A 24,066-nucleotide genomic window follows, 5' to 3' on the forward strand; every position below is an offset into this window, starting at 1 on the left:
GGCGCTCGGGCAAGCCCCTTCCCGCTCCCAGGAAGCGGGCAGTTCCCGGTCCTACGGTCGTGCCAACGATCAGCGAAGGAGGCACCACCATGGGGCTCGATGACAAGATCAAGAACGCCGCTCAGGACATCGCCGGCAAGGCGAAGGAAGCCCTGGGCGACCACAAGAACGACGACAGCCTGAAGGCTGAAGGCCAGAAGGACCAGGCTGCGGCCTCGGCCAAGAAGGCCGGCGAGGACGTCAAGGACGTCTTCAAGTAGGTCTCAGTCGAACGACGAAGGCGGCGCTCCCCTCGGGGGGCGCCGCCTTCGTCGTTCGCCGCTAGGGCCGCAGGACGACCTTGATGCAGCCGTCCTCCTTCTTCTGGAAGGTCTCGTAGAGCGCCGGAGCATCCTCGAGCGGCGCCCGGTGGGTGACGAGATCCATCACGCCGAGCGGATCGGTGGAGTCCTCCACCAGCGGCAGCAGGTCGTCGATCCAGCGCTTCACGTTGCACTGGCCCATCCGCACCGTCACCTGCTTGTCGAACATCGACTTCAGCGGCATCGGGTCGGCCTCTCCGCCGTAGACCCCGCTCAGCGAGACGGTGCCGCCGCGGCGGACCAGGTCGAGGGAGGCGTGCACCGCGGCGAGCCGGTCGACGCCGACCGTGTCCATCGCCTTGCGGGCGATCGGGTCGGGCAGGAGCCCCGCCATCGACTGCGCGAACGAGCCGACCGGCGAGCCGTGCGCCTCCATGCCGACCGCGTCGACGACGGAGTCGGGGCCGCGCCCGTCCGTGAGGTCGCGCAGCTGGGCGGTGATGTCGTCGGACAGGTCGAACGTCTCGACGCCGTACCGCTCGGCCATCGCGCGCCGCTCGGCCACGGGCTCCACGGCGAGGACGCGGTAGCCGCGGTGGGCGCCGATCCGTGCGGCGAACTGGCCGACCGGGCCGAGGCCGAAGACGACCAGGGTCCCGCCGTCGGGCACCTGCGCGTACTCCACGCCCTGCCAGGCGGTGGGCACGATGTCGCTGAGGAACAGGTAGCGCTCGTCCGGCAGGTCCGTGCCGACGACGATCGTGTTGTAGTCGGCCAGCGGCACGCGGAGCAGCTCGGCCTGTCCGCCGGGGACCTGGCCGTACATCTTCGTGTAGCCGAAGAGCGACGCTCCCGAGCCGTACTCCGTGACCTGCGTCGTCTCGCACTGCGACTGCAGCCCGCGGCGGCACATGAAGCACTCGCCGCAGGCGATGGTGAACGGGACGACGACCCGGTCTCCGACCTTCAGCGCGGTGATCCCGGTGCCCACCTCCTCGACGACGCCCATGGGCTCGTGGCCGAGCACGTCCCCGCGGTCGAGGTAGGGCCCGAGGAGGCGGTAGAGGTGCAGGTCGGAGCCGCAGATCGCGGTCGAGGTGATCCGGACGATCGCGTCGGTCGGCTGCTGGATGCGGGGGTCGGGGACGGTCTCGACCGAGACCTTCTCGATGCCCTGCCAGGTGAGTGCTCGCATGCTCGTGTCCGTTCTCCGGCTCGCGCCGGTCGGGGTCGGTAGACCTCCAGCGCACACCCGGACGCCGTCGGACGGGAGGGGCTTGACGCTCCCTCCGCCGAACGCGGGGCGGATTCCCGGGAGAACGCACGGACGTGCATCGCGCGTTCACCCGACTCCCGGCGGCCGAGTGGTGGGATGGGGGGATGGATGCTCTCTACACCGCCATCGCCCACGCCTCCGGTGGAGGACGCGACGGCCACGTCCGCACCGAGGACGACCGACTCGACCTCGACACCCGCGCCCCGCAGGAGCTCGGCGGCTCCGGCGAGGGGACCAACCCCGAGCAGCTGTTCGCGGCCGGATACTCCGCCTGCTTCCTCAGCGCCCTGCACGGAGCGGGTCGCCAGCTGAAGATCGACACGACCGACGCGGCCGTCTCGGCCAGCGTCTCGATCGGGAAGAACGACTCCGACGGCTTCGGCCTCTCGGTCGAGCTCGACGTCTACGTGCCGAAGGCGGGCTCCGAGGACGCGCAGAAGGTCGCCGACGCGGCGCACCAGCTCTGCCCGTACTCCAACGCCACCCGCGGCAACATCCCCGTGCAGATCAACCTGGTCGCCTGACCGACCCCTCTCGACGGCCCCTCCCGGACTCCGGGCAGGGGCCGTCGTCGCGTCCGGGGGCGGTCCGTTAGGGTCGGGGCATGACCGAGGAGCTGTCGCACGAGGAGCCGTCGCACGAGGAGTCCCAGGCGCGGGCCGAGCTCGTGCAGATCCGTCAGAGCATCGACAACATCGACGCGGCGCTGATCCACCTGCTCGCCGAGCGCTTCAAGTTCACGCAGAAGGTCGGCCGGTTGAAGGCCGCGCACGGGCTGCCCGCCGCGGACCTCGAGCGCGAGGCCCGCCAGATCGCGCGGCTGCGGGCGCTCGCCGAGGAGTCCCACCTCGACCCGGCGTTCGCCGAGAAGTTCCTCGGCTTCATCGTCGCGGAGGTCATCCACCACCACCAGCGCATCGCCGACGGCGCCGAGGACTGAGCCTCAGCCCTCGATCCGCAGCAGCCCCGCCGTGCGCTCGCGCAGCACGCCGAGCAGCAGCGGGTAGTCGGGGAAGAGCTGGTCGCGCCGCAGCGTCGGCACCCGGAGCCCGAGGGGGACCTCCGTGATGCGGCCGTTGGTCTCGGTGAGGGTCAGCCGGAGGCTCCGGCTCCCCGTCGGGCTCGAGGCGACGACCGAGCGCAGGGCCTCGAGCGGGAAGATCAGCCCGTCGATCTGGATGGCCGACTCCGACACCACGATCGAGCCGGGCAGCCCGGGCCTCAGCGCCAGCCGCGCGGCGACCAGCCCGAGCGGGAGGGAGAGCGCCACGACGACCGCCCCCAGCGCGATCTGCGCGCGGTCGCCCGACGGGGATCCCGCGAGGGCGACGGCCAGGACGCCGGCGGCGAACGCCTCCGTGGCGACGACGACCAGGGCGACCGCCCGGCGCCGGAGCGGAGCACGGTGCGGCCGGAAGCGGACGGCCGAGGCGGGCCCGGCCAGAGCGGGCGGCAGAGCGTCGCGGACGCGGGCGGCGGCGCCGAGGTCGGCGAGCAGGGCGGCGAGGTCGTCCGGGCGGAAGTGCGCGCAGCGGACCTCGACTCCGTCGCCGCGGCACCAGGCGACGAAGCCGTCGCCGTCGGCGGACTCGAGGAAGCGGACCGACCGGCGGGGCCACTGCTCGCGGCGGCGGCGGCCGCGCATCAGCACGACCTGCGTCTCGGTCGTCATCACGCGGGTGGGGGAGACGACGAAGAGCGAGACCGCCGAGACCAGCCCGATGACGACGGTGAGGGCGAGGAGCCCGAGCGCGAGCACCGACTCGTCGAGGATGCCGCGGCGGTCCGCGAGGACGGCGAACGGGATGAGCACGGCCGTGAGGCCGGCGCCGAGGAGCCGCAGGAGGAGGGCGCGGAGGCGCCGCAGGACCGACGGGCCGTGCACCCGTCGCGTCCGGATCGCCATCGGTTCCGACTCCATCGCGTCAGGCTAGCCCCGGCCGGGGCCGGTCGCCCGGACAGGCGCGTCGGTGGCGCGATCCTCGCGCCACCCGTCCCCGGTTCGGGGGAGGAGTGGCGCGAGGCGCGGCCTACGCCTCGGCGGTGCGGTGCAGGGCGCGGACCGAGACGACCCTGCGGCGGGCGATCGCGGCGACCGTGAGCAGCAGGCCGAACAGCAGCCAGATCACCAGGCCGACGACGGCGCCGGCCGTGCCGTCGGTGCCCTCGACCACTCCGGACAGCGCGTTCTGCGCCGCCGAGAGCGGCAGGAACCCGAGCACGTCGTCGAACAGCCCGGGGACCGTCGAGATGATGCCCGCGCCGAGCGCGATCACCGCCGCGACCATCGCGAGGAAGCGGCCGATCCCGCCGAGCAGGGCGACCAGCCCCTGGTTCACTGCGGCGAACGAGGCGCCGGTGAGCATCGCCAGGAGGGCGAAGCCGACCCAGCGGCCCAGCTCCAGCCCCGCGACCCCGCTCATCACGATCGCGACCGCGAGCCCCTGCACCACGCCGATCACGAGCGCCGGCACGTAGGAGGAGAGGGCGAGCGCCGCGGAGGAGCGGGTCGAGGAGAGCGCGCGGTGCGAGAACGCGGCGAGCACCAGGAACGTCGCGAGGGCGCCGAGCCAGAGGGCGATGGTCGCGAAGAACGGGACGCTGGAGGCTCCGAACAGGTCGGTCGCGCTGCTCGCGTTCTCGACCGGGTCCGAGACGACGTCGGCCAGGTTGGTCGACTCCGACTCGGTGTAGGTCGGGAGCTGAGCGACGGCCGCGTCGAGCCCGGTGGCGAGCGTGCGGGTGCCGTCGGCGAGCTGCACGGCGCCGTCCGAGACCCCGCTCGCGCCGTCGGCGAGCTGGTCGGCTCCGTCGGCGGCGGAGGAGGCTCCCGTGGCGAGGTCGGCGGCGCCCCCCGCGGCGGTGGTCGCCCCGGTCGCGAGGTCGCGGGCGCCGCCCGCGGCGGTGGTCGCGCGGGTCGCGAGCTGCGCCGCTCCCGCCGCCGTGGTGTCGGCGCCGTCGGCGAGCTGAGACGCGCCCCCCGCGGCGGTGTCCGCGCCGTCGGCGAGCTGCGTCAGGCCGGCGGACAGCTGTCCGATGCCTCCCGAGAGAGTGCGCGCGCCGGTGGCGGACTGCCCGACCCCGTCGATCAGCGAGGGCTGCCCGTCGCCTCCGAGGCGGATGCCCGCGTCGATCCCGGCGACGGCTCCCGCGGTCTGCTCGGTGAGGGTCACGGCTCCGGTGGGCCCGCTCGTCGAGGCGAGGACCGCCTTCGCCGCGATGCACTCCGCGGTCGTGCAGGACTCGAGGACGGTCGAGAGGCCGGCGAACGTCTGCGCGGTGGCGGCGGCGGCGCCGGCGCTGAGGGCGGCGACCTGCTGAGTCCCGTCGCCGGTCCTCACCACTCCCTCCCGCAGCTGGTCGAGCCCGTCGGCCAGGTCGGAGGCGCCGCCCTGCAGCGCGGTCGCGCCGGTCGCCGAGTCGCGGGCGCCCGTCGCGAGCTGTCCCACTCCGCCGGCGACGCCGCGCGCGCCGGTGGCCAGCTGCGCGACTCCGCCGGAGAGGTCGGAGGCCCCGGTGCCGAGCTGCCCCACGCCGTCGGCGAGGGACGAGGCTCCGGTGCCGATCTGCCCGACGCCGTCCGAGAGCGAGGAGGCGCCGGTGGCGAGCTCGTCGATCCCGTCGGCGAGGCTGCTCGTGCCGTCGGCGAGGGTGGAGGCGCCGGTGCCGAGCTGGTCGGCGCCGTCGGCGAGCGTGCCCGCGCCCTCGGCCGCCTGGCCGATCTGCTCGTTGAGGGTGTTGAAGCCGACGTAGACGTTCTCGAGGTAGGCCGTGGTCAGCTGCGTGTTGAGCAGCGAGGTGGCGGTGCTGGTCACCGTGGCCGAGATGGCGTCGTCGACGAGCTTGGCCTTCTCGCTGGTGGCGATGTCGATGGTCGCCTTCGTCGCCTCCGCGGCGTCGCCCGAGTACGAGGTGGCGGCGGCGGAGAAGGACGAGGGGATCGTCACGACGGTCGCGTAGCTGCCGTCGGCGAGGCCCTTCGCGGCGTCGTCCTTGTCGGTGAGGACCCAGGTGAAGTTGCCCGTCGAGTCCGAGCCGGAGACGTTGGGCACCGGGGTCGCGCTCGCCGACGGGGTCGCGCTCGCCGAGGGGGTGGCGGAGGGGGCGTCCGAGCTCGCGGAGTCGGTGCCGCCCGTCACGAGGCCGGCCGCGAGCTGGCGGCCGAGCGGCACGGTCTGCCCGTTGATCTCGACCGGAGTGTCCTCGTTGACCACGGCGGCCGTGATCGTGTCGAGGCGCTCGGTCGGGTTCCAGAGCGCCCACACCAGGAGGCCGCCGATGACGAGGGGGACCAGGACGATCCCGAGAAGGGTCAGCCAGGACACCTTCTTGACGCCGCGGGGGCGTTCGAGGGAGAGGAGAGCCATCTGTCAGAGGACCTTTGCGATCGCGCGGCGCTCGGCCGCGGGCGAGACCGCGAGCACGCCGCGGTCGGAGGGGAGGAGGTCGTCGAGCGCCTCGGCGTCGACGGAGGAGGCGACCACGGTGAACGCGTCGTCGGCGGCGCGGGCGGCGTCGAGCTCGGCCCGGATCGCACTGCGCAGCTGCGGGTCGGTGACCGTGTCGAGGTCGTCGAGCACCAGGATCGGCGGGGCCGACTCCAGGGCCGACCGGACGTCGGCGACGGGGTCGGCGGCTCCGGCGAGGCGCACCAGCCCGACTCGGCCGCGCACGGCGGCGGAGCGGATCGGCACGACCAGGCCCGCGACCTTCAGGCGCCCGGAGTCGGGGGCGAGCCGGCCGGCGATGCTCAGCAGCAGCGCGGTGCGGCCGGAGCGGTGCGGCCCGTGGACCACGAGGGAGGAGCCGGGCGCGACCCGCAGCGAGACGCCGCTGTAGACGGGGCCATCGGGTCCGTCGAGGCGGAGGTCCTCCGCCGCGATCACGTCGGTGGATCCGGGCTCCGGCCAGTCGGCCAGCGCGAGCTCCTTCGTGAGGCCCTCGCCCTCGACGTCGAAGGACGGCAGGACGCGGTCGAGCCGGCGCGGCATGTGCCAGGCGCGGTCGCCGAGCAGGTGCAGCACGGCGGGCACCAGCGTCATCCGCACGATGAACGCGTCGACGAAGACGCCCACGGCGAGCCCGAGCGCGATCGGCTTGATGTTGGTGTCCCCCTCCGGCACGAAGGCGGCGAAGACCGAGAACATGATGACCGCGGCGGCCGTGACCACCTTGGCCGAGCCGACGAAGCCCGACTCGACGGCGGCGCGCGCCGGCCTCCCGTGCACGTAGTCCTCGCGCATCCGCGAGACCAGGAACACCTCGTAGTCCATCGCGAGGCCGAAGAGCACGCCCATCAGGATGATCGGCATGAAGCTGATGATCGGGCCCGTCTTGTCGACGTGCAGCGCGTCCGAGAACCATCCCCACTCGAACACCGCCGCCACGGCGCCGAAGGACGCGCCGACGGACAGCAGGTAGCCCAGCGTCGCCTTGATCGGCACCCAGAGCGAGCGGAACACCATCGTCAGCAGCACCAGCGACAGGCCCACGACGAGCAGGCCGAACGGCAGGAGGGCCTTGGCGAGCGTGTCCGAGATGTCGATCCCGACCGCGGTCTGGCCGGTCACCGCGAGGTCGACGCCGTACTCCTGCTGGAAGTAGTCGTGCTTGTCGCGGATCTCGGCGACCAGCGCCTTGGTGGCCTCGGAGTCGGGGCCGCCCTCGGGGATCACCTGGATGATGCCGGTGTCGGCGGTCTCGTTGGGCGTCGCGAGCGGCACCGAGGCGACTCCGTCGAGCTTCTCGATCTCGCCCTTGAGGTCGTCCATGAGGCCGAGCGGATCGGTCGAGCCGATGATCGTCCCGGTGACGATGAGCGGGCCGTTGTAGCCGGCGCCGAAGTTCTCGGCGAGCAGGTCGTAGGTGGTGCGCGCGGGCGTGCCCTGGGCCTGGTAGCCCGCGTCCGGCAGGGCGAGGCGGAGGCTGAGCGCCGGGATGCTCGCGACGCCGAGCACGCCGATCACCGCGATGATCGTCACGATCGGGAACCGCGTGACGACCCGGACCCAGCCGCGGAAGAACCCGCGCGGGACCTCGGCGTGCACGTGGCCGCCGGGGGAGGCGGTGGCCGCCTCCTCGTGAGCCTCGGTGTCGACGTGGGTGCCCGCGGCGGCGGCGGCCTTCGCGGCCCTCTTCTTCGCGCGGCGCTCCTTGGGGCGCAGCCGCGCCCCGGCGAAGCCGAGGAGGGCGGGGGTCAGGGTGAGCGCGATGACCACGGCGATCGCGACTCCGCCCGCCGCCGCGATGCCCATCGTGGTGAGGAACGGGATGCCCGCGACCGAGAGGCCGACGAGCGCGATGATCACGGTCAGGCCCGCGAAGACGACGGCGGAGCCCGCGGTCGCGGTCGCTCGCGCGGTCGACTCCTCCGGGTCCATGCCCTGCTTCAGCTGGTCCTGGTGGCGGCTGATGATGAAGAGGGCGTAGTCGATGCCGACCGCCAGGCCCAGCATCAGCGCCAGGAGCGGCGTGGTCGAGGAGATCGAGGCGAAGCGGGTGGCGATGAAGATCGCCGACATCGAGAGGGCGACGCCGAGCAGCGCGGTGACCAGCGGCATGCCGGCGGCCAGGAACGAGCCGAAGGTGAGCACGAGGACGACGAGGGCGACCACCAGGCCGATGGCCTCGGTGATGGTCACGCCGGGGAGGTTCTGGGCGAAGAGGTCGCCGCCGAGCGAGACCACGGAGCCGGCGGGCAGCGCGTCCTGGAGGGTCGTCGCCTCGGCCTTCAGCGCGTCGCGGCTCTCGGGGCTCGTGGTGGTGGCGGAGCCGTCCATCTGCGCGGTGATGACGAGGGCGTTCCCGGCGTCGGAGATCGTGCCGGAGACGCTGTCGGAGTAGGGGTCCGTGACGGCCGCGACCTCGTCGACGTCGCCGAGCGCGGCGACCGCGTCGGCGACCGGGCCCTTCACGTCGGCGTCCTGGACGCTGCCTCCGTCGGGCGCGACGACCACGTACCGCGCGGACGTGCCGCTGACCTGGGGGAAGGTGCGCTCGAGCTGGTCGAGGGCGGTCTGCGACTGCGTGCCCGGGATGGAGAACGTGTTGTCGGTGCCCTGGTTGAGCAGCAGCGCTCCTCCTCCGCCCGCCACCACGATCAGCAGCCACAGGACGGCGACGAGGCGGTGGGCGCGGTACACGCGACGACCGAGACGGTAGAGCAGCGACGACACGCGGTCTCCTGACGATGGGTGGGGAGGGTGGCGATACGTCTCTGTACCAGGGCGGAGCGGGGCTCCGATACACGAGCGTATCCGATACAGGACCGTATTCGATACGTGAATGTATCGGATAAGGTGAACAGCGTCGAAGGTGTTGACAGGACGGGCAGGGGGCTGGCGATGACGGCGATCGACTCCACCCCTCCCGAGACCTCCCGCCGCGGCCGCACCCGCGAGCGCCTGCTCGACGCGGCCTATGACGTCTTCGCCGAGACGGGCGTGCACAGCGCGTCCGTCGAGCAGATCTGCGAGCGCGCCGGCTTCTCGCGCGGCGCCTTCTACTCCAACTTCTCCACCAAGGAGGAGCTGTTCTTCGCGCTGATGGAGCGGGAGAACGGCGCCCGGGTGACCGCCCTCGTCGAGCAGATGGACCGCACGATCCCGCGCGTCGTCTCGGCCGACGAGCCGCTGACGGCCGAGACGCTGGCCGTGGTCATCCTCGACTTCCTCCAGGGGCCGGCCACCGACAACCGCCGCTGGTGCGTGGTCGAGTCGGAGTTCGAGCTGCTCGCGCTGCGCGACCCGCGGATCGCTCCGCAGTACCGCGACTTCCGGGCCGGCTTCGACGCCTCGCTCGTCCAGATCGTGCACGGGGCGCTGCGCCAGGTGCGCCGCGAGTTCTCGCTCGAGCCGACGACGGCCGTGCGCCTGCTGGTGGCGGGCTACGACGACGCGGTCAAGCAGTCGATCCTCGAGGACGAATCGGAGGCCGAGTCGCTCGAGCGCCTCCGGACGACGCTGACGGCGATCGTCCTCGCGATCTCGTCCGCCGACGCCTGAGCCGAGCCGGCGGCTCCCTCCTGCTGCCGCCGTGCCCGCCGGACGCCTCCGCACCCGGCGGCCGAGCAGCCGCTGCGGACTGCCGCGTCCGGTCCCCGCTCCTCCGCCCGCGCGACGAGGATGGACCCATGGAACTGCGTCAGCTCGAACACTTCCTCGCCGTCGCGAAGGAGCAGCACTTCACCCGCGCCGCGAGCGCCCTGCAGATCTCGCAGTCGGGGCTCTCGGCGTCGATCCGCGCGCTCGAGAGCGAGCTGGGCAGCCCCCTCTTCACCCGCAGCACGCGCCGGGTCGAGCTGACGCCGGCCGGCCGGGCGATGCTCGCGGAGTCGGAGCGCTCGGTCGCCAGCGCGCTCGCCGCCCGCGACGCGGTGCTCGCCGTCCAGGGGGTGCTCCGCGGGAGCCTCGCGGTGGGCACGGAGGAGTGCCTCGGCGGCGTGCACCTGCCGCGCGAGCTCGCGACCTTCCGCGAGCAGCACCCGGGAGTCGCGCTGCGGCTGATCCACGAGGGGTCCGGCACGCTGCTCGACTCCGTCGCCGCCGGCCGCCTCGACCTGGCGCTGGTGGCCGACATCGGAGCAGTGCCGGGCGGCGTGCGGACGATGCCGCTGGCGAGCGAGGGATTCGCGGTGCTCGTGCGCCCGGGTCACCCGCTCGCGAGCCGCGTCGGCTGCCGCATCCCGGACCTGGCGGGCGAGACGATCGTGGGGCTACAGGAGCACTGGGCGGCGAGCCACGTCGCGGCGCGGGCGTTCGCGGCGCACGGTCTCGCGTTCGAGGTCGAGCTCGAGGTGAACGACGTGCACACGCTGCTCGACCTGGTCGAGTACGGCATGGGGATCGCGGTCGTGCCGGCGCACTTCGCCGAGAAGCGCCCGGCCGGGCTGCGGGCGGTGGCGCTCGCCGATCCGCTGCTGGTGTGGCGGACCATGGTGGCGGTGCCGGAGCGGCCGAGCGCCGCGGCCCGGGCGTTCGTCTCGGCCCTCCCGCAGCCGCTGCAGGACGCGGTCTGAGCCGGATCGTGTTCGTCACGGAGGAAGGATCAGCGCCGGGCCCCCGCGATCCGCGTCGGACGGGTACCGAGGCACGATCCTTCCTCCGTTGCGAACCGAATCAGTCGAGCGAGGCCAGCTCCTCGGCCGTGAGCTCCAGGTCGGCCGCCGTGGCGGAGTCGCGGATGCTCTCGGGGCGGGAGGCGCCCGGGATCGGCAGCACGACCGGGGCCTTCGCCAGCTCCCAGGCGAGGCAGACGACCTGCGGCGTCACTCCGCGGGCCTCGGCGACCGCCGCGAACGCGGAGTAGCGCGAGCCGAGCTCGCCCGCCGAGGAGATGCCGCCGAGCGGGCTCCACGGCAGGAACGCCAGTCCCAGCTCGGCGCAGAGCTCGAGCTCCGGCTCGCTGGAGCGGAACGACGGCGAGAACTGGTTCTGCACCGAGACCAGGCGCTCGCCGAGGATGCCGTGCGCCTCGCGGATCTGATCCGGGTCGGCGTTCGAGATGCCCGCGCGCAGGACGACGCCCTCGTCGAGCAGCTCGGCCAGCGCGCCGATCGAGTCGGCGTAGGGGACCGCCGGGTCGGGCCGGTGGTACTGGTAGAGGCCGATCGCGTCGACGCCCAGGCGCTCCGCGGTCGCACGAGCCGCCTCCTTGAGGTACTCGGGGCGGCCGTCCTGGTCCCAGGGGCCGGGCTCGCGCCGCAGGTGTCCGCCCTTGGTGGCGACGAGCACGGCGGAGGTGTCGCCGCCGTAGCTGCGCAGCGCCTCCGCGATGAGCAGCTCGTTGTGGCCGAGGTCGTCCTGGGTGGCGAGGTGGTAGGCGTCGGCCGTGTCGATCAGGGTCACGCCGGCGTCGAGGGCCGCGTGGATCGTGGCGATCGAGCGCTCGCGGTCCGGGCGGCCCTCGATCGACATCGGCATGCCGCCGAGTCCGATCGCGCCGACCTGGAGGTCGCCGAGAGTGCGCTGCTTCATGAATGCTCCTTCGCAGTGGGGTGGGTGGTCACCAGGCGTAGTCCTCGGGGGCGGTCCGGTGGCCGGGGAAGATCTCGTCGAGGCGCGCGAGGGCCTCGGAGTCGAGGGTGATGTCGACGGCGGCGACGGCGCTCTCGAGCTGCTCGAGCGTCCGCGGCCCGGTGATCGGACCGGTGACGGCGGGCTGGTGGAGGAGCCACGCCAGCGCCAGCTCGCCGGGCGCCTCGCCGCGCTCGCGGGCGAACGCCTCCCACTGCTCCAGCGCGGGGCGGTGCTCCTCGATCGCGGCGAGAGTGCGCTCGGAGGAGCGTCGCCCGCCCTCCGCGGTCTTCTCGAGCACGCCGCCCAGCAGCCCGCCCTGCAGCGGCGACCAGGGGATGACGCCGAGTCCGTAGTGCAGCGCCGCGGGCAGGACCTCGCGCTCGACGTCGCGGACGAGCAGGTTGTAGATCGACTGCTCGGAGGCGAGGCCGGTGAAGTGGCGGGCGCGCGCCGCCTCCTGCGCCTGGGCGAGGTGCCAGCCGGCGAAGTTGCTGGAGCCGACGTAGAGGACCTTGCCCTGCTGCACGGCGACCTCCATCGCCTGCCAGATCTCGTCCCAGGGCGTCGTCCGGTCGACGTGGTGGAACTGGTACAGGTCGATGTGGTCGGTCTGCAGGCGGCGGAGGCTCTCGTCGAGCGCGCGGCGCAGGGTGAGCGCCGAGAGCCGGCCGCCGTTGGGCCAGGAGTCGCGGCCGCGCTCGGCTCCGGGAGCGGCGAACTCGCCCATGTCGCCGAAGACCTTGGTCGCGAGGACGGTGCGCTCGCGGCGCTCGCCGCCCTGCGCGAACCAGCGGCCCACGATCTCCTCGGTGGCACCGCGGCCGGCCTCGCCTCCGTACACGTCGGCCGTGTCGAAGAAGTTGACGCCGAGCTCGTGCGCCCGGTCCATGATCGCGAACGAGTCGGACTCCTCGGTCTGCATGCCGAAGTTCATGGTGCCGAGGACGGTGCGGGAGACGGACAGGCCGGTGCGGCCGAGGTGCGTGTACTGCATGGTCCCAGTCGACTCCGGTTCCCGCCGCGTGTCCAACAGGTGCTCGGCATGGGTCCGATCGACGGGGGAGGTCAATCGGGGGCGCGCTGTCCAGGGGCCGTTCGAGCCGCGCCTCGGTCGGGGCTGCCCGCCGGTCGGCTGCTCCGGTCTCGGCGGGATCGCCCGCACCCCGCTGGGCGCGGTGGCACCCGGCCGCGCGGGCGCCGGGTTAGAGTCGCGGAATGGTCCGGACGACGCAGCGCCTCGTGATCGCCCTCTCCGCCGCGGTCCTGCTCGCCGGCTGCACGGCGGAGGCGACGAGCCCCGCCGCCGCACCCGCCGAGCCGACCGCCTCCACGGCGCCGCCCGCCGCCGGAGCGGAGTCCACGCCACGGCCGGTGCCGAGCGTCTCGACCACTCCCGCGCCCGTCGAGGACGTCTCCGGCGAGTGCGTCGTCCAGGCGCTCGACGAGGGGACGCTCGACGGCGTCGATCTCGAGCGCGTGCGCGACCGCGGCTCCCGTGCCGGCGCGACCGGAACGGCGAGCACCGCCTCCGACGGCGCCCCGGCCTCCTACCTGGTGGCGGCCGGCGACATCAGCGAGCGCATCGCGGACCGGTTCTGCATCAGCTCCGACTACCTCTCCGCGCTGAACTCGGTGCGCCGCGACGGCGTCGACATCGACAGCCTCTACGGCGGCGACACCCTCAACCTCCGCCCGACGACCGTCCTGAGCGTCGGCGACCAGAACGGCCGCGTCCTCGACAACGCCGAGCCCGACGACCTCCCCGCGCAGATCGGCTGACGCCGCTCCCTCCCGGGCGGACCCCACTCCTCCCACGTCACCGCAGCACGCGACCACCACCGCAGGGCGTGGACCGGACGGCGCAGGCGCTCAGCCCAGGACGCCGATCAGGACCGCCGACACGGCGACGGTCGCCGCGAGCCCGGTGGTGCGCGAGCGGCGGCGCGCCGGATCCTCGAACCACGGCAGCCCGCCCCAGCGCAGCACCGCGCCGGCCGCCCCGGCCGCAGTGAGAGCCACGAGCGCGGCCCAGGGGAGCAGCGTCAGCGCCGACCAGTCGACGAGCGCCCGCCCGAGCAGCAGCACGGCGACGGCCTCGACGCCGCGGGCGAGCGTCCGGACGCGGTCGCGGTCGAGGAGCCCGGCCGCCCGGCGACGGTGAACGCTCCCCAGGGCGAAGCGGCCGACGGTGAACGCGACGACGAGCAGGACGAGGACCGAGGCGATCATCACGACTCCTCCCCGGCGCGCTCCAGCAGGCGCAGGCCGAGCTCGTCGACCGAGCTCGCCGTGTCGCCGTTGACGAACACCGCGACGCCGCGCTCGCGGTCCATCGCGAGCATCGTCGAGTAGCCGGAGGTCCCTCCGTTGTGCCAGGTGACGGATCCGCCGTCCTCCGACTCCGAGGTGAACCAGCCGAGGCCGATCCGCGCCCCGTCGGCGTCGAACCGCGGATCCAGGACGCTCGCCGCGGGCACTCCCAGCGCGGGGTCGTCGGTGAGGAGGGCCTGCGCGTAGCGGGCCATGTCCGCCGCCGTGGAGCGGACGCCGCCCGCCGGCGCGTAGCCCGCCATCGTCCACGCGTCGACGGGCCGCCCGCTCGCCGAGAAGCCGGTCGGCGCGTCGGCGGGGAGGGCGTCCGCGGTCTCCGGGGCGGAGGTCGCGGTCATCCCGAGCGGATCGAGGACGCGCTCGCGGAGGAGGTCGGCGTAGTCGCGGCCCTCGGCGCGGGCGAGCGTCTGGCCGAGCACCGCCGCGCCGAGGTTCGAGTAGGCGTGCACGTGCTCGCCCTGGTCCGCGTCGGCGGCCTGCCGGAGGACGTCGTCGGCCGACCAGCCCGCGTAGGGGTCGGTGCCGCGCAGCTGGGCGACGAGCGTCGAGGCGAGGTCGCCGATACCGGCGGGGAGGCGCGGCAGGCCGGAGCGGTGGGTCGCCAGCTCCTCGAGCGTCCCGGTGAAGCCGCCGACGTCGGCGTGGTCCGCGGCGGGGTCCTCGAGCCCGACCGTCCCCTCGGCGGCGCTCCGGGCGAGGAGGAGCGCGGTCATCGTCTTGGTGACCGATCCGATCTCGACCTCGGTCCGCTCGTCGGCTCCGAGTCCGCCGTAGCGCACGCCGTCGGGCGTGACCACGGCGGCGACGAGGTGGTTCCGAGCCCCGTCCCCGACATCCGTCCGGAGCCACTCGGCGATCTCGGCGTCGCCGGTCGCCTCGGTCGAGAGGGTGGGAGCGGAGGGGCGGAGCAGCACTCCGCCGAGCAGGACGACGGCCGCGGCGGAGGCGGCGGCGAGGGCGAGGCGGCGGCGGGTCATCGGGGTCCTCCGGAGGCGAGCAGGATCACGAGCAGGGGGACGAGGCGCTCCGGCGGGATGCCGTAGCGGCCGCGGCCGCGCGCCTCCAGCCAGCCGGCGGCGACCAGCTGGTTGACGTGGTGGTAGATCTGCCCGGTGGTGCCCGCGCCCTCGCTCTCGGCGAGCTGGGCGACGGTCTCGACTCCTCCGGCCACCGCCTGCAGGAACCGCAGGCGCACAGGGCTTCCCAGGGCGGCGAGCGCGGTCGGCCCGGGGCTCGCTCCCCAGTCGCGCTCGAAGAACGCATCGGTGCTGAGGCCGTACTGCCACTCGACGGGGCCGGCCGGAGTGGCGACCGAGCCGGCGAAGACGACTCCGCCGGGAGAGGGCAGGCGCTCGCGGAGAGCGGTCAGGGCCCAGAGCGGATCGTCGGCGGCGGGCGCGGCGGGGGCGTCAGCGCGCTCGAGGCGGTCCAGCCGCGCTCGGAGCGCGTCGACCTCGCCGGCGAGGTCTCGGGAGGAGGTCATGCTCCACTATTGCAAACATTCCGTAATCACGGAACTCCACGAACGGCGATCGTCGCCGGGAACGCAGGAGTCGCGGTGGTCCGGCTCGACCACCGCGACTCCTGCGGTCTCGGGATGTGCGGAGGCTCAGCCGAAGTGGCGCGGCAGCACAGCACCGTTCACGGAGCGCAGCTCGTCCAGCGGCAGCGTGAACAGGCCCTGCACCTCGACCGCGGGGGTCGCCGCGTCGGTCACGCCGATGCGCAGCACCGGGTAGCCCCGGCCCTCGCAGAGCCCGCGGAACTTCACGTCGTCCTCGCGCGGCACCGACACGAGCACGCGGCCGGTCGACTCCGAGAACAGCGCGGCCGTCGCGTCGACGCCGTCGCGCTCCATCAGCTCGTCGAGCCAGATGCGCGCCCCGACACCGAAGCGCAGGGCCGACTCGGCCAGCGCCACCACGAGCCCGCCGTCGGCGAGGTCGTGGGCGGAGGCGATGAGCGACTCCTTCGCGCCCGCCGAGATCAGCTCGGCCAGTGCGCGCTCGGCGGCCAGGTCGAGCTGCGGGGGCAGCCCGCCGAGGTGGTCGTGGATCGTGCCGGCCCACGCGGAGCCGTCGAGCTCGTCGCGGGTGGTGCCGAGGAGGTAGAGGTTGTCGCCCTCGTCCTGCCAGCCGGAGGGGATGCGGCGCGCGACGTCGTCGATCACGCCGAGGACGCCGACGACGGGGGTCGGGAAGATCGGCACGTCGCCGGTCTGGTTGTAGAACGAGACGTTGCCGCCGGTGACGGGGATCTCGAGCTCGAGGCAGGCGTCGGCGAGCGCGCCCACGGCCTCGCGGAACTGCCACATCACCTCGGGGTTCTCGGGGCTGCCGAAGTTGAGGCAGTCCGAGACGGCGACCGGGGTCGCTCCGGTGACGGCGACGTTGCGGAACGCCTCCGCCAGCGCCAGGCGGGCGCCCTGCGCCGGGTCGAGCTGGCACCAGCGGCCGTTCGCGTCGGTCGCGACCGCGAAGCCGAGGCCCGACTCCTCGTCGACGCGGACCATGCCGCCGTCGTCGGGGTAGCTGAGGGCGGTGTTGCCGAGCACGTAGCGGTCGTACTGCGAGGTGATCCAGCTCTTGTCCGCGAGATTCGCCGAGCCCAGGAGCGCCAGGGTCTCGGCGCGCAGCGCGTCGCCCCCGGTCGAGCGGGGCAGGCGGGAGGAGGAGTCGGCCTGCAGCGCGTCGAGCCAGGAGGGGTACTCGATCGGGCGCTCGTAGACCGGGCCGTCGACCGCGACGGTGCGCGGGTCGACGTTGACGATCTCCTCGCCGTGCCAGTGGATGATCAGGCGGCCGGAGTCGGTGACCTCGCCGAGGACGCTGGTCTCGACGTCCCACTTGCCGACGACCTCGAGGAACGCGTCGAGCTTCTCGGGCGTGACGACGGCCATCATCCGCTCCTGCGACTCCGACATGAGGATCTCCTCCGCCGTGAGCGAGGGGTCGCGCAGCAGCACCGAGTCGAGCTCGATGAACATGCCGCCGTCGCCGTTGGAGGCCAGCTCCGAGGTGGCGCACGAGATGCCCGCGGCGCCCAGATCCTGGATGCCCTCGACGAGGTCCTTGCGGAAGAGCTCGAGACAGCACTCGATGAGCACCTTCTCGGCGAACGGGTCGCCGACCTGCACCGCGGGGCGCTTGGTCGGTCCGCCGTCGGCGAAGGTGTCGGAGGCGAGGATCGACGCGCCGCCGATGCCGTCGCCTCCGGTGCGCGCCCCGAAGAGCACGACCTTGTTGCCGACGCCGCGGGCGTTCGCGAGGTGCAGGTCCTCGTGGCGGAGGACGCCGACGGCCAGCGCGTTCACGAGAGGGTTGCCCTGGTAGACCGAGTCGAAGTAGGTCTCGCCGCCGATGTTCGGCAGGCCGAGGCAGTTTCCGTAGAAGGAGATGCCGGCGACGACTCCGTGCACGACGCGCGCGGTGTCGGGGTCGTCGATCGCCCCGAAGCGCAGCGCGTCCATGACCGCGACCGGCCGCGCGCCCATCGAGATGATGTCGCGGACGATGCCGCCCACTCCCGTCGCCGCGCCCTGGAAGGGCTCGATGTAGCTCGGGTGGTTGTGGCTCTCGATCTTGAAGGTGACGGCCCAGCCCTCGCCGACGTCGACCACTCCGGCGTTCTCGCCCATGCCGACCATGAGGTTCTTCTTCATGGCGGGCGAGACCTTCTGCCCGAACTGGCGGAGGTACATCTTCGACGACTTGTAGGAGCAGTGCTCGCTCCACATCACCGAGTACATCGCGAGCTCGCCGCTCGTGGGGCGGCGGCCGAGGATCTCGCGGATGCTCGCGTACTCGTCGGGCTTGAGTCCGAGGGCCGCGTAGGGCTGCTCCCGCTCGGGCGTCGCCTCCGCGTTCGCAGTGGTGTCGGGAACGGCGGTGCGGCTGTCTGCCATGTGCTGGAGGCTCCAGGGGAGGGGGACGGGATGCGCGTCGATCCTACCCGCCGCCGTCGCCGCGGCCCGGGCCCTCCTGTGGAGCGGTGCGGGCACCGGCGCCTAGGATCGGGCGGGTGAAGCGGGCGGCTCTGATCGGGACCGTGCTGTGGGGGCTCTACCAGTGCTTCGGGAACCTCGGAGCGGCGAACATCTCGTCGGACGAGCCCGTGTACCTCGCCGCCGGGTGGGACTACCTGCACGGCGACGTGAGCGCGAACCTCGAGCATCCGCCGACGGCGAAGTACCTGATCGGGCTCGCGCAGGTGCTGCTCGGCGAGGGGCTGCTCGCGGGCAGGATCGCCGCCGGCGCGGCCGCGTTCCTCACCGGGGTGGTGCTCTGGCTCTGGTTCCGGCGCGAGCTCGGCCCGACGCTCGCCCTCGTCCCGGCCGGCCTGTTCCTCCTCCTCCCGCGCACCGCCGTGGGAGCCGGCACGCGGATCGACCGCCTCGCGCTCCTGGAGCCGTTCATGGTGCTCTTCGCCGTCGCGGCGATGGCCGCGGCGTGGACCTGGTCGCGTGCCTCCCCGGGCAGGCGGAGCGGTTGGCTGATCGCGCTGGCCGGGGCGCTGCTGGCGCTGTCGGTCACCTCGAAGCTGACCACGGCGGTCCTCGCGCCGGTGCTCCTCCTGCCGCTGCTGTGGTCGGGGAGCAGGGCCCGGGCTCTGCGGGGCGGCCTCGCCCTCTCCGTCGCGTTCGTCGTCACCGGGGTGCTCGCCTACCTGCCGGTGCATCCGGTCGAGGCGATCCGGTACCTGCTCGAGTTCCAGTCCGAGCACAACGCCGACGGCCACCTGATCGAGGTCGCCGGGACCGCGTACGTCTTCCCGCCGTGGTGGGCGAACCTGTGGTTCATGCTCGTCGGCATCGGGCCGGCGGCGCTCGCCGTGCTGCTCCTCGGGACCCTGCTGGCCCTGCTCGCTCCGCGGCGCCGCGCGCTGGTGCTCTACCTGGGCGCCGCGACGCTGCTCCTCCTCGTGTTCCACCTGGCGATCAGCTCGGTCGCGCTGCCGCACTACTACGCGGCGTGGGCCTGGCTGCTCTGCGCGCTGGCGGGCATCGGCATCGCGGAGGCGCTGCGCGGCGGGATCGTGCTGCCCGCGCCCCTCGCCCGCGGCGCCGGCGCCGTGCTGCTGGCCGCGTCCCTCGTGATCGCGACCGCCACCTCGGCGGGGATCACCCAGGAGCGGCCGACCGGGATCGCGCGGGTGGCCGACGTGCTGCGCGAGCGCGGCCTCGACGGCGGCCTGGTCCTCGCGCAGGGCATGTCCTCGGGCGTCTACGTGCCCTACATCGGCGACCGGGTGACGACCGATCCGTCGTCCGCCGGGATCGTCGCCATCGCGATCGAGCGGTCGGCGCGCTTCCCCGTCGATCCGCGCGTGTCCGCCTACCTCGAGTCGGCGCGGCCCGAGACGGTGCGGCTCGACGACCTCACCCTCGTGCTGGTCGACGGGCCGCTCCCGTGACCGCTCACTTCGAGCGGCAGGCCCCCGGATCCACGGCGTCCGTCAGCGACGCGGCCTGCTCGACCACGGGAGTGAGGACCGAGAGCGGGATGGCGTAGCCGACGTTGTCGACGGAGGCGGCCTTGCCGAAGACGACGCCCGACACGGTCCCCTCGAGAGAGAGCAGCGGGCCCCCCGAGTTGCCCTGGTTGACGACGGCGGCGAGGGTCAGCACCTCGCGCGAGGTCGGCGCTCCGTCGACCATCAGCGAGACCGTGGCGTCGGAGGAGATCTCGGCCGAGCCGAGCGTCAGCGGGCCGCCGAAGGGGTAGCCCGCGACCACGGCGCCGTCCCCAGCGGCGACGGCGTCGTCGAGCGGGAGCGGGGAGGCGTCGAGCCCGTCGACGGCGATCACGGCGAGGTCGGCGGCCGGGTCCAGGTAGACGACACGGCCGGTGCGCGGGGCCTCGCCCGGCGCCTCGACGACCGGCTGTGAGACTCCGCCGACCACATGGGCGTTGGTGATCACGCGGTCGTCCGAGACGACGAAGCCGCTGCCCGTCACTCCGACGTCGCAGGCCCAGGCCGTGCCGGAGACGCGGACGACCGAGCGGGTGGCAGCGGCCACCTCGGGGTCGTCGGTCGAGACGTCCGGGATCGCGGGCGCCCGGGTCGGAGCGTCGAGCGCCTCGACGACCCAGGAGGTGCCCTCGTCGACCACCGTCGACTGCAGCTGCGCGAGGAAGGCGCGGACGGGGGAGGGGGTGAGGTCGTCGATCGTGCGGATGACGGTCGAGCCGGCGACCGAGGTCGTGACGAGGGGGACGCCGAGGAGGGAGACGGCCGAGGTGACGGCGATCCAGACCAGGCCGGAGATCGCGACGCCGGCGACGCCGCCCGCGAGCCGGTCGAGCAGGCCGAGCTTGACCCTGTCGGCCCCCCGGCCGATGACCGCGCCGAGCGTCGCTCCGATCGCGTAGCCGACGCCCAGCAGCAGCACGGCGGTGCCGATCACGGCGAGCAGGCGCCACTCGCTGCCGGCCGTCCACGACGAGACGGCGGGCACGGCGAACGAGGCGCCGATCGCGCCCGCGACGATCCCGGCGAGACCGCCGAGGGTCCGGAGCAGGCCGCGCCGCAGGCCGTCGACGAGCGCGCCGATGAGGCTCAGCACGACGATGACGTCGACGATCACGGATGCACCCACGCGGAACTCCTGCCGGTGTCGGGGACGGGTCCTCCAGCATGACCGACGCGGGATGCGCGGACGCCCGGAGGCGGCTGGCAGTCCGCGGCGGCTGCGGTGCGCGGGGTGGTGCGGTGCGCGTGCGGTTCGCAGGGGGTGTGCGTGCGGTTCGCGGGGCGGCGTGCGGTTCGCAGGGGGTTGTGCGGTGCGCGTGCGGTTCGCAGGGGGTGTGCGGTGCGCGGGCGGGGGGTGTGCGGTGCGCGTGCGGTTCGCAGGGGTCTGCGTGCGGTTCGCCGGGCGGTCTGCGGTTCGCAGGGGGTGTGCGTGCGGTTCGCCGGGGGTGCGCGGTTGTCAGGGGGAGTGAGCGCGTGGTTCGCAGGGCGGTGTGCGGTTCGCAGGGAATGCGCGCGCGATTCGCAGGGCGGCGTGCGGTTCGCAGGTGGCCCGTGTGATTCGCAGGGGTGCGCTACGGGCGGTGTGCGCGATTCGCAGGGGAGTGTGCCGTCTGCAGGGGAACTCGGGCTCCAGCCGTCATTCATGCGGAGGAATGCCCGATCGCGCGCGGCTCTCCTGCAGACGGCACGCTGAGCGCCTGCAGATCGCACGCTCTCCTGCAGACGGCACGCTCAGCGCCAGCAGATCGCACGCTCTCCTGCAGACGGCACGCTCAGCGCCTGCAGATCGCTCAGCGCCTGCAGATCGCACAGCCGCCTGCAGATCGCGCAGCCGCAGCGCTTCAAAGGAACCGTTCGCAGCGGAGGGGGAGCGCCGCGCAGGCCTAGAAGAACGAGATGCAGTACGGCGTCGCGATCGGTGCGAACAGCCGGTCCATCCGCCCCGCCTCGCCTGTGAGGCGCGCCAGCCCGGCCTTCGCCAGGATCGACGGCCGCACCGAGCCCAGCAGCAGCGAGCCCAGGTCGGCCACGTCCAGCGCGAGCTCGGCCTCGTCCTCGGTGCGCTCCACGGTGGCGGAGCCGCCCGCGGCGGTGAGGCGGTAGCGGCCGTCGGCGAGCCCGAGTCCGTCGGCCACCTCGACCACGACCGAGCCGTCCGCGGTCCACGGCCGGGCCGAGAACGCGGCGGCGACGTCGAGGATCCGCAGCCAGATCAGATCTCCCACGTGGCTCACCTGCACCACGCGCGCGTCGCGGAGCGCCCAGGTCAGCGGATCGTCCACCGGCGCCATGTCCCAGGTCACCGCGGAGGCGAGGTCGACCGCACCGAGGTAGCCCCAGAGTGCGAGGTAGGCGTCGGCGCCGGGGGCGACGAGGTCGACGATCTCGAGGGTCTTGTCGTCCTCGGGCCCGACCGCGCGGTAGGTCACGAAGCCGTCGAGCGTCCCCTCCTCGTCGAGGTGGACGGCCGAGCGGACGTCGAGGCCGGGCGTGGTCTCGCCGGACGCGGTGCCGACGGAGTTCGCCTCGTAGCGCGACTGCCGGGTCAGCGAGCCGGGGGTCGACGCCTGGAACGCGGCGAACACCGCGGGGATGCGCGGCTGCAGCCAGCTCGTCGCGACGACCTCGACGCGGCCGGCGGGCTCGGTCTGCAGGCCGAAGCGCGGCCCGGTGTCGACGCGGATCGAGCGGGTGAAGGCCGAGCGGCCGAAGCCGAACCGGCGGTAGATGGAGGCCTCGCTCGCCGTGAGCGCGGCGACCGGGGTGCCGGCCTCCTTCGCCAGGCGCAGGTCCTCGGTGATCATCGCGCGCAGGATGCCGCGGCGCCGGTGCGTGGGCCGCACGGTCACCTGCGACACCAGGTGCGCCGGCAGCTCGCGTCCGCCGCCCACCTGCAGGGCTCCGGGGAACGCCGCATAGGTGCCGACCGGCACGCCCGCGCCGTCGAGGCCCTCGGGGGCGGAGGAGTCGACGACCGCGGTGAGCACGCGCTGATCGGCGACCATGTGCTCGGCCCAGTCGCGCAGCTTGTCCGGCGTGAACTCCTTCTCGTGGAAGCCCGCATTGATCGCGGTGGCCCACGCGGCGGTGGCGGCGTCGGGACCGCCCTCATCGTTCAGGGCGGCGGGGAAGCGGCGGAGGTCGAGACCGGTGAGAGGCATCCGTCCAGCCTATTCACCCGGGGTGCGCGGGGGCTGAACCGGTGCGCGAACGGTCACCGCCGCGGGTGCGCCGGGACCGCGGACCGGCGCATCCCGAGACAGGGTCGGCGTCAGAGCACGGTCCACCGCTTCTCGAGGGCCGCGTCCACCGCCTCCGCGAGCTCGTCCAGCCGCCGGGAGTCGAGGCGCCCCGGGTCCGCGGCCGCCCGGATCCGCCCGCTCATCGCCGCGATCGCCGCGCGCCGCCGCGGCAGCGTCGCGGTGAACGCGCAGTCGCGCAGCAGCACGAGGAGCTCGCCCGGCCCGCCCTGCGCCTCCGCGAGGACCTCGAGCCGACGCTCGAACGGCGACTCCGGGACCGTCACGCGCAGGAACCCGTCCGGATCCTGGAACGCCGCCGGCGGATCCGGAACCCGCGCGAGCAGCGCCAGCGCGGCTCCCAGCTCGTCCAGGTCGCCCGCGCGCGCCAGCTCCTGCAGCCGCGAGTCCACGTCCTCGGCCGGTCCCGGACCGAGCTCCACCGTCCGCAGCACGAGCGCGTCGAGCCGGCGCTCCTCCTCCTCGCCCGGGACCGAGGGGGTCGCCGACCACCACGAGAGCACCGGGGTCGCGGCCACCGCGTGCTCGCCGATCCGCCGCTCCAGCGCGATCAGCAGGTCCTCCTCCGCCGCGAACGCGACCAGCGCGTCCACGTCGACGCGGAGCAGGGCGCCCGAGGCGGGCGGCGCCACCAGCCGGCGTCCGGACGGAGGGACGGCCTCCGCCCTCGTCCTCGCCCCGGGTCCGCGCTCGCTCGCCCGCACGATCTCCTCCTCGAGGGTCCGCCGGGGTCGTCGTCGTCCGCTTCCGCGCGCCATGCCGTCACGCTACCGTCGGCCGCATGACCCGGTTCCTCGCCCTCCTTCGCGGAGTGAACGTCAACGGCCGCACCGTCCGCAGCGCCGAGCTCGCCGAGACGGTCGCCGGGATCCGCGTGGACCGGGTGCGGACGGTCCTCGCGAGCGGCAACGCAGCCTTCGACTCCGACCGCCCGGCCGCCGAGCTGAAGCCCGCGCTCGAGGCGGCGCTCGCCGAGCGGTTCGGCTACGACGCCTGGATCGTGCTCGTGACGCAGGAGGCGCTCGCCGCGGTGCTCGCCGCCTACCCGTTCCCGCGGATCGACGAGGAGGCGCATCCGTACGTCGTCTTCGGCTCCGACGAGGAGGCGCTCGACGCCGCGCAGGCCGCGATCGGCGAGCCGGATCCGGCGGTCGAGCTCGTCGCCCGGGGCGCCGGCGTCCTCTACTGGCGCTGCCCGCGCGGCGCCTCGACGGACACTCCGGTCGCGAGGATCCTCGCCCGCTCCGCCTACCGCTCCACCACGACGACCCGGAACCTGCGCACCGTTGAGAAGCTCGCGAGGGCCTGATGTCTGCAACCGAGGTCGGAATGCGCCCGGTGCCCTCGAAGGGCCGTCCGGGGCGCTCCTGACCTCGGTTCGGGACAGCTCCCGACTGAGAGCACGCACA

At 73.8% G+C, this 24,066-nt stretch carries 21 protein-coding genes; 8 read left to right on the forward strand and 13 right to left on the reverse strand.

Going from position 1 to position 24,066, the window contains the following annotated elements:
* The first annotated feature begins 89 nt into the window (after window positions 1-89).
* Window positions 90-260: a CsbD family protein gene (locus C5D08_RS14000; RefSeq protein WP_104222763.1), complete on the forward strand. Its 171-nt coding sequence runs from the start codon at window positions 90-92 to the stop codon at window positions 258-260.
* Window positions 261-321: 61 nt separating this feature from the next.
* On the opposite strand, the gene C5D08_RS14005 is transcribed toward C5D08_RS14000, so the two are convergent.
* Window positions 322-1,497 (reverse strand): zinc-dependent alcohol dehydrogenase, encoded by a 1,176-nt coding sequence (locus C5D08_RS14005; protein ID WP_104277555.1) that lies wholly within the window; start codon window positions 1,495-1,497, stop codon window positions 322-324.
* A gap of 185 nt (window positions 1,498-1,682) precedes the next feature.
* On the opposite strand from C5D08_RS14005, the gene C5D08_RS14010 reads away from it, so the two are divergent.
* Together C5D08_RS14010 and C5D08_RS14015 are read left to right on the forward strand one after the other, a co-directional pair.
* The gene (locus C5D08_RS14010; protein WP_104277556.1) at window positions 1,683-2,102 is read left to right on the forward strand and encodes an organic hydroperoxide resistance protein; all 420 of its coding nucleotides are present in this window, start codon (window positions 1,683-1,685) and stop codon (window positions 2,100-2,102) included.
* A gap of 80 nt (window positions 2,103-2,182) precedes the next feature.
* Window positions 2,183-2,518 (forward strand): chorismate mutase, encoded by a 336-nt coding sequence (locus C5D08_RS14015; RefSeq protein WP_104277557.1) that lies wholly within the window; start codon window positions 2,183-2,185, stop codon window positions 2,516-2,518.
* A 3-nt stretch (window positions 2,519-2,521) separates the two neighbouring features.
* On the opposite strand, the gene C5D08_RS14020 is transcribed toward C5D08_RS14015, so the two are convergent.
* From C5D08_RS14020 to C5D08_RS14030, 3 genes are all read right to left on the reverse strand, one after another.
* Window positions 2,522-3,499: a hypothetical protein gene (locus C5D08_RS14020; RefSeq protein ID WP_146086095.1), complete on the reverse strand. Its 978-nt coding sequence runs from the start codon at window positions 3,497-3,499 to the stop codon at window positions 2,522-2,524.
* Window positions 3,500-3,608: 109 nt separating this feature from the next.
* Complete coding sequence (locus C5D08_RS14025) at window positions 3,609-5,945, reverse strand: YhgE/Pip domain-containing protein (protein ID WP_104277559.1); 2,337 nt, start codon at window positions 5,943-5,945, stop codon at window positions 3,609-3,611.
* A gap of 3 nt (window positions 5,946-5,948) precedes the next feature.
* Window positions 5,949-8,753, reverse strand: coding sequence for an MMPL family transporter (locus tag C5D08_RS14030; RefSeq protein ID WP_104277560.1), 2,805 nt, complete (start codon window positions 8,751-8,753; stop codon window positions 5,949-5,951).
* Window positions 8,754-8,921: 168 nt separating this feature from the next.
* On the opposite strand from C5D08_RS14030, the gene C5D08_RS14035 reads away from it, so the two are divergent.
* Together C5D08_RS14035 and C5D08_RS14040 are read left to right on the forward strand one after the other, a co-directional pair.
* Window positions 8,922-9,581: a TetR/AcrR family transcriptional regulator gene (locus C5D08_RS14035; protein ID WP_104277561.1), complete on the forward strand. Its 660-nt coding sequence runs from the start codon at window positions 8,922-8,924 to the stop codon at window positions 9,579-9,581.
* Window positions 9,582-9,709: 128 nt separating this feature from the next.
* Window positions 9,710-10,594, forward strand: coding sequence for a LysR family transcriptional regulator (locus C5D08_RS14040; protein WP_104277562.1), 885 nt, complete (start codon window positions 9,710-9,712; stop codon window positions 10,592-10,594).
* Window positions 10,595-10,694: 100 nt separating this feature from the next.
* Here C5D08_RS14040 and C5D08_RS14045 read toward each other — a convergent pair whose 3' ends face one another.
* Both C5D08_RS14045 and C5D08_RS14050 read right to left on the reverse strand, forming a co-directional pair.
* Window positions 10,695-11,552, reverse strand: coding sequence for an aldo/keto reductase (locus C5D08_RS14045; RefSeq protein WP_104277563.1), 858 nt, complete (start codon window positions 11,550-11,552; stop codon window positions 10,695-10,697).
* Between the two features lie 28 nt (window positions 11,553-11,580).
* Window positions 11,581-12,588, reverse strand: a complete 1,008-nt coding sequence (locus C5D08_RS14050; protein WP_104277564.1) for an aldo/keto reductase — start codon at window positions 12,586-12,588, stop codon at window positions 11,581-11,583.
* A 221-nt stretch (window positions 12,589-12,809) separates the two neighbouring features.
* Here C5D08_RS14050 and C5D08_RS14055 point away from each other — a divergent pair, with 221 nt between their 5' ends.
* Window positions 12,810-13,373 carry a hypothetical protein gene (locus C5D08_RS14055; RefSeq protein WP_104277565.1) on the forward strand — a complete coding sequence of 188 codons (564 nt, stop codon included), beginning with the start codon at window positions 12,810-12,812 and terminating at the stop codon, window positions 13,371-13,373.
* 90 nt (window positions 13,374-13,463) lie between these two features.
* Here the strand turns inward: C5D08_RS14055 and C5D08_RS14060 are convergent, their stop codons facing one another.
* The 4 genes from C5D08_RS14060 to purL all read right to left on the reverse strand — a co-directional run bounded on the left by C5D08_RS14060 (window position 13,464) and on the right by purL (window position 17,829).
* Window positions 13,464-13,823: a hypothetical protein gene (locus C5D08_RS14060; protein WP_104277566.1), complete on the reverse strand. Its 360-nt coding sequence runs from the start codon at window positions 13,821-13,823 to the stop codon at window positions 13,464-13,466.
* Entirely contained in the window at window positions 13,823-14,902 is a 1,080-nt protein-coding gene (locus tag C5D08_RS14065; protein ID WP_104277567.1) for a serine hydrolase, read from the reverse strand. The genes C5D08_RS14060 and C5D08_RS14065 overlap by 1 nt, the downstream gene beginning before the upstream one ends.
* Window positions 14,899-15,408: a winged helix-turn-helix domain-containing protein gene (locus tag C5D08_RS14070; protein WP_104277568.1), complete on the reverse strand. Its 510-nt coding sequence runs from the start codon at window positions 15,406-15,408 to the stop codon at window positions 14,899-14,901. Before C5D08_RS14070 ends, C5D08_RS14065 begins: the two co-directional genes overlap by 4 nt.
* Window positions 15,409-15,534: 126 nt before the next feature.
* The gene (gene purL / locus C5D08_RS14075; RefSeq protein ID WP_104277569.1) at window positions 15,535-17,829 is read right to left on the reverse strand and encodes a phosphoribosylformylglycinamidine synthase subunit PurL; all 2,295 of its coding nucleotides are present in this window, start codon (window positions 17,827-17,829) and stop codon (window positions 15,535-15,537) included.
* Between the two features lie 116 nt (window positions 17,830-17,945).
* Between purL and C5D08_RS14080 the strand changes: the two genes are divergently transcribed.
* On the forward strand, window positions 17,946-19,337 hold the full coding sequence (locus tag C5D08_RS14080; protein ID WP_146086096.1) for a glycosyltransferase family 39 protein: 1,392 nt from the start codon (window positions 17,946-17,948) through the stop codon (window positions 19,335-19,337).
* A gap of 4 nt (window positions 19,338-19,341) precedes the next feature.
* Here the strand turns inward: C5D08_RS14080 and C5D08_RS14085 are convergent, their stop codons facing one another.
* The 3 genes from C5D08_RS14085 to C5D08_RS14095 form a co-directional block, all read right to left on the reverse strand.
* Window positions 19,342-20,523, reverse strand: a complete 1,182-nt coding sequence (locus tag C5D08_RS14085; protein ID WP_258065207.1) for a MarP family serine protease — start codon at window positions 20,521-20,523, stop codon at window positions 19,342-19,344.
* A 757-nt stretch (window positions 20,524-21,280) separates the two neighbouring features.
* Window positions 21,281-22,558 carry a GNAT family N-acetyltransferase gene (locus tag C5D08_RS14090; protein WP_104277571.1) on the reverse strand — a complete coding sequence of 426 codons (1,278 nt, stop codon included), beginning with the start codon at window positions 22,556-22,558 and terminating at the stop codon, window positions 21,281-21,283.
* A gap of 110 nt (window positions 22,559-22,668) precedes the next feature.
* On the reverse strand, window positions 22,669-23,415 hold the full coding sequence (locus tag C5D08_RS14095) for a DUF2254 family protein (RefSeq protein ID WP_104277572.1): 747 nt from the start codon (window positions 23,413-23,415) through the stop codon (window positions 22,669-22,671).
* A 23-nt stretch (window positions 23,416-23,438) separates the two neighbouring features.
* On the opposite strand from C5D08_RS14095, the gene C5D08_RS14100 reads away from it, so the two are divergent.
* Entirely contained in the window at window positions 23,439-23,966 is a 528-nt protein-coding gene (locus tag C5D08_RS14100) for a DUF1697 domain-containing protein (RefSeq protein WP_104277573.1), read from the forward strand.
* The last annotated feature ends 100 nt before the right edge of the window (window positions 23,967-24,066 follow it).

The organism is Rathayibacter sp. AY1B6 (genome assembly GCF_002932755.1).
Taxonomy (GTDB): domain Bacteria; phylum Actinomycetota; class Actinomycetes; order Actinomycetales; family Microbacteriaceae; genus Rathayibacter.

Bases quoted from the DNA above. Each gene is read 5' to 3' on its own strand.
- C5D08_RS14000 (WP_104222763.1), top strand. From the start codon at position 90: ATGGGGCTCGATGACAAGATCAAGAACGCCGCTCAGGACATCGCCGGC.
- C5D08_RS14005 (WP_104277555.1), bottom strand. From the start codon at position 1,497: ATGCGAGCACTCACCTGGCAGGGCATCGAGAAGGTCTCGGTCGAGACC.
- C5D08_RS14010 (WP_104277556.1), top strand. From the start codon at position 1,683: ATGGATGCTCTCTACACCGCCATCGCCCACGCCTCCGGTGGAGGACGC.
- C5D08_RS14015 (WP_104277557.1), top strand. From the start codon at position 2,183: ATGACCGAGGAGCTGTCGCACGAGGAGCCGTCGCACGAGGAGTCCCAG.
- C5D08_RS14020 (WP_146086095.1), bottom strand. From the start codon at position 3,499: ATGGAGTCGGAACCGATGGCGATCCGGACGCGACGGGTGCACGGCCCG.
- C5D08_RS14025 (WP_104277559.1), bottom strand. From the start codon at position 5,945: ATGGCTCTCCTCTCCCTCGAACGCCCCCGCGGCGTCAAGAAGGTGTCC.
- C5D08_RS14035 (WP_104277561.1), top strand. From the start codon at position 8,922: ATGACGGCGATCGACTCCACCCCTCCCGAGACCTCCCGCCGCGGCCGC.
- C5D08_RS14040 (WP_104277562.1), top strand. From the start codon at position 9,710: ATGGAACTGCGTCAGCTCGAACACTTCCTCGCCGTCGCGAAGGAGCAG.
- C5D08_RS14045 (WP_104277563.1), bottom strand. From the start codon at position 11,552: ATGAAGCAGCGCACTCTCGGCGACCTCCAGGTCGGCGCGATCGGACTC.
- C5D08_RS14050 (WP_104277564.1), bottom strand. From the start codon at position 12,588: ATGCAGTACACGCACCTCGGCCGCACCGGCCTGTCCGTCTCCCGCACC.
- C5D08_RS14055 (WP_104277565.1), top strand. From the start codon at position 12,810: ATGGTCCGGACGACGCAGCGCCTCGTGATCGCCCTCTCCGCCGCGGTC.
- C5D08_RS14060 (WP_104277566.1), bottom strand. From the start codon at position 13,823: ATGATCGCCTCGGTCCTCGTCCTGCTCGTCGTCGCGTTCACCGTCGGC.
- C5D08_RS14065 (WP_104277567.1), bottom strand. From the start codon at position 14,902: ATGACCCGCCGCCGCCTCGCCCTCGCCGCCGCCTCCGCCGCGGCCGTC.
- C5D08_RS14070 (WP_104277568.1), bottom strand. From the start codon at position 15,408: ATGACCTCCTCCCGAGACCTCGCCGGCGAGGTCGACGCGCTCCGAGCG.
- purL (WP_104277569.1), bottom strand. From the start codon at position 17,829: ATGGCAGACAGCCGCACCGCCGTTCCCGACACCACTGCGAACGCGGAG.
- C5D08_RS14090 (WP_104277571.1), bottom strand. From the start codon at position 22,558: ATGCCTCTCACCGGTCTCGACCTCCGCCGCTTCCCCGCCGCCCTGAAC.
- C5D08_RS14095 (WP_104277572.1), bottom strand. From the start codon at position 23,415: ATGGCGCGCGGAAGCGGACGACGACGACCCCGGCGGACCCTCGAGGAG.
- C5D08_RS14100 (WP_104277573.1), top strand. From the start codon at position 23,439: ATGACCCGGTTCCTCGCCCTCCTTCGCGGAGTGAACGTCAACGGCCGC.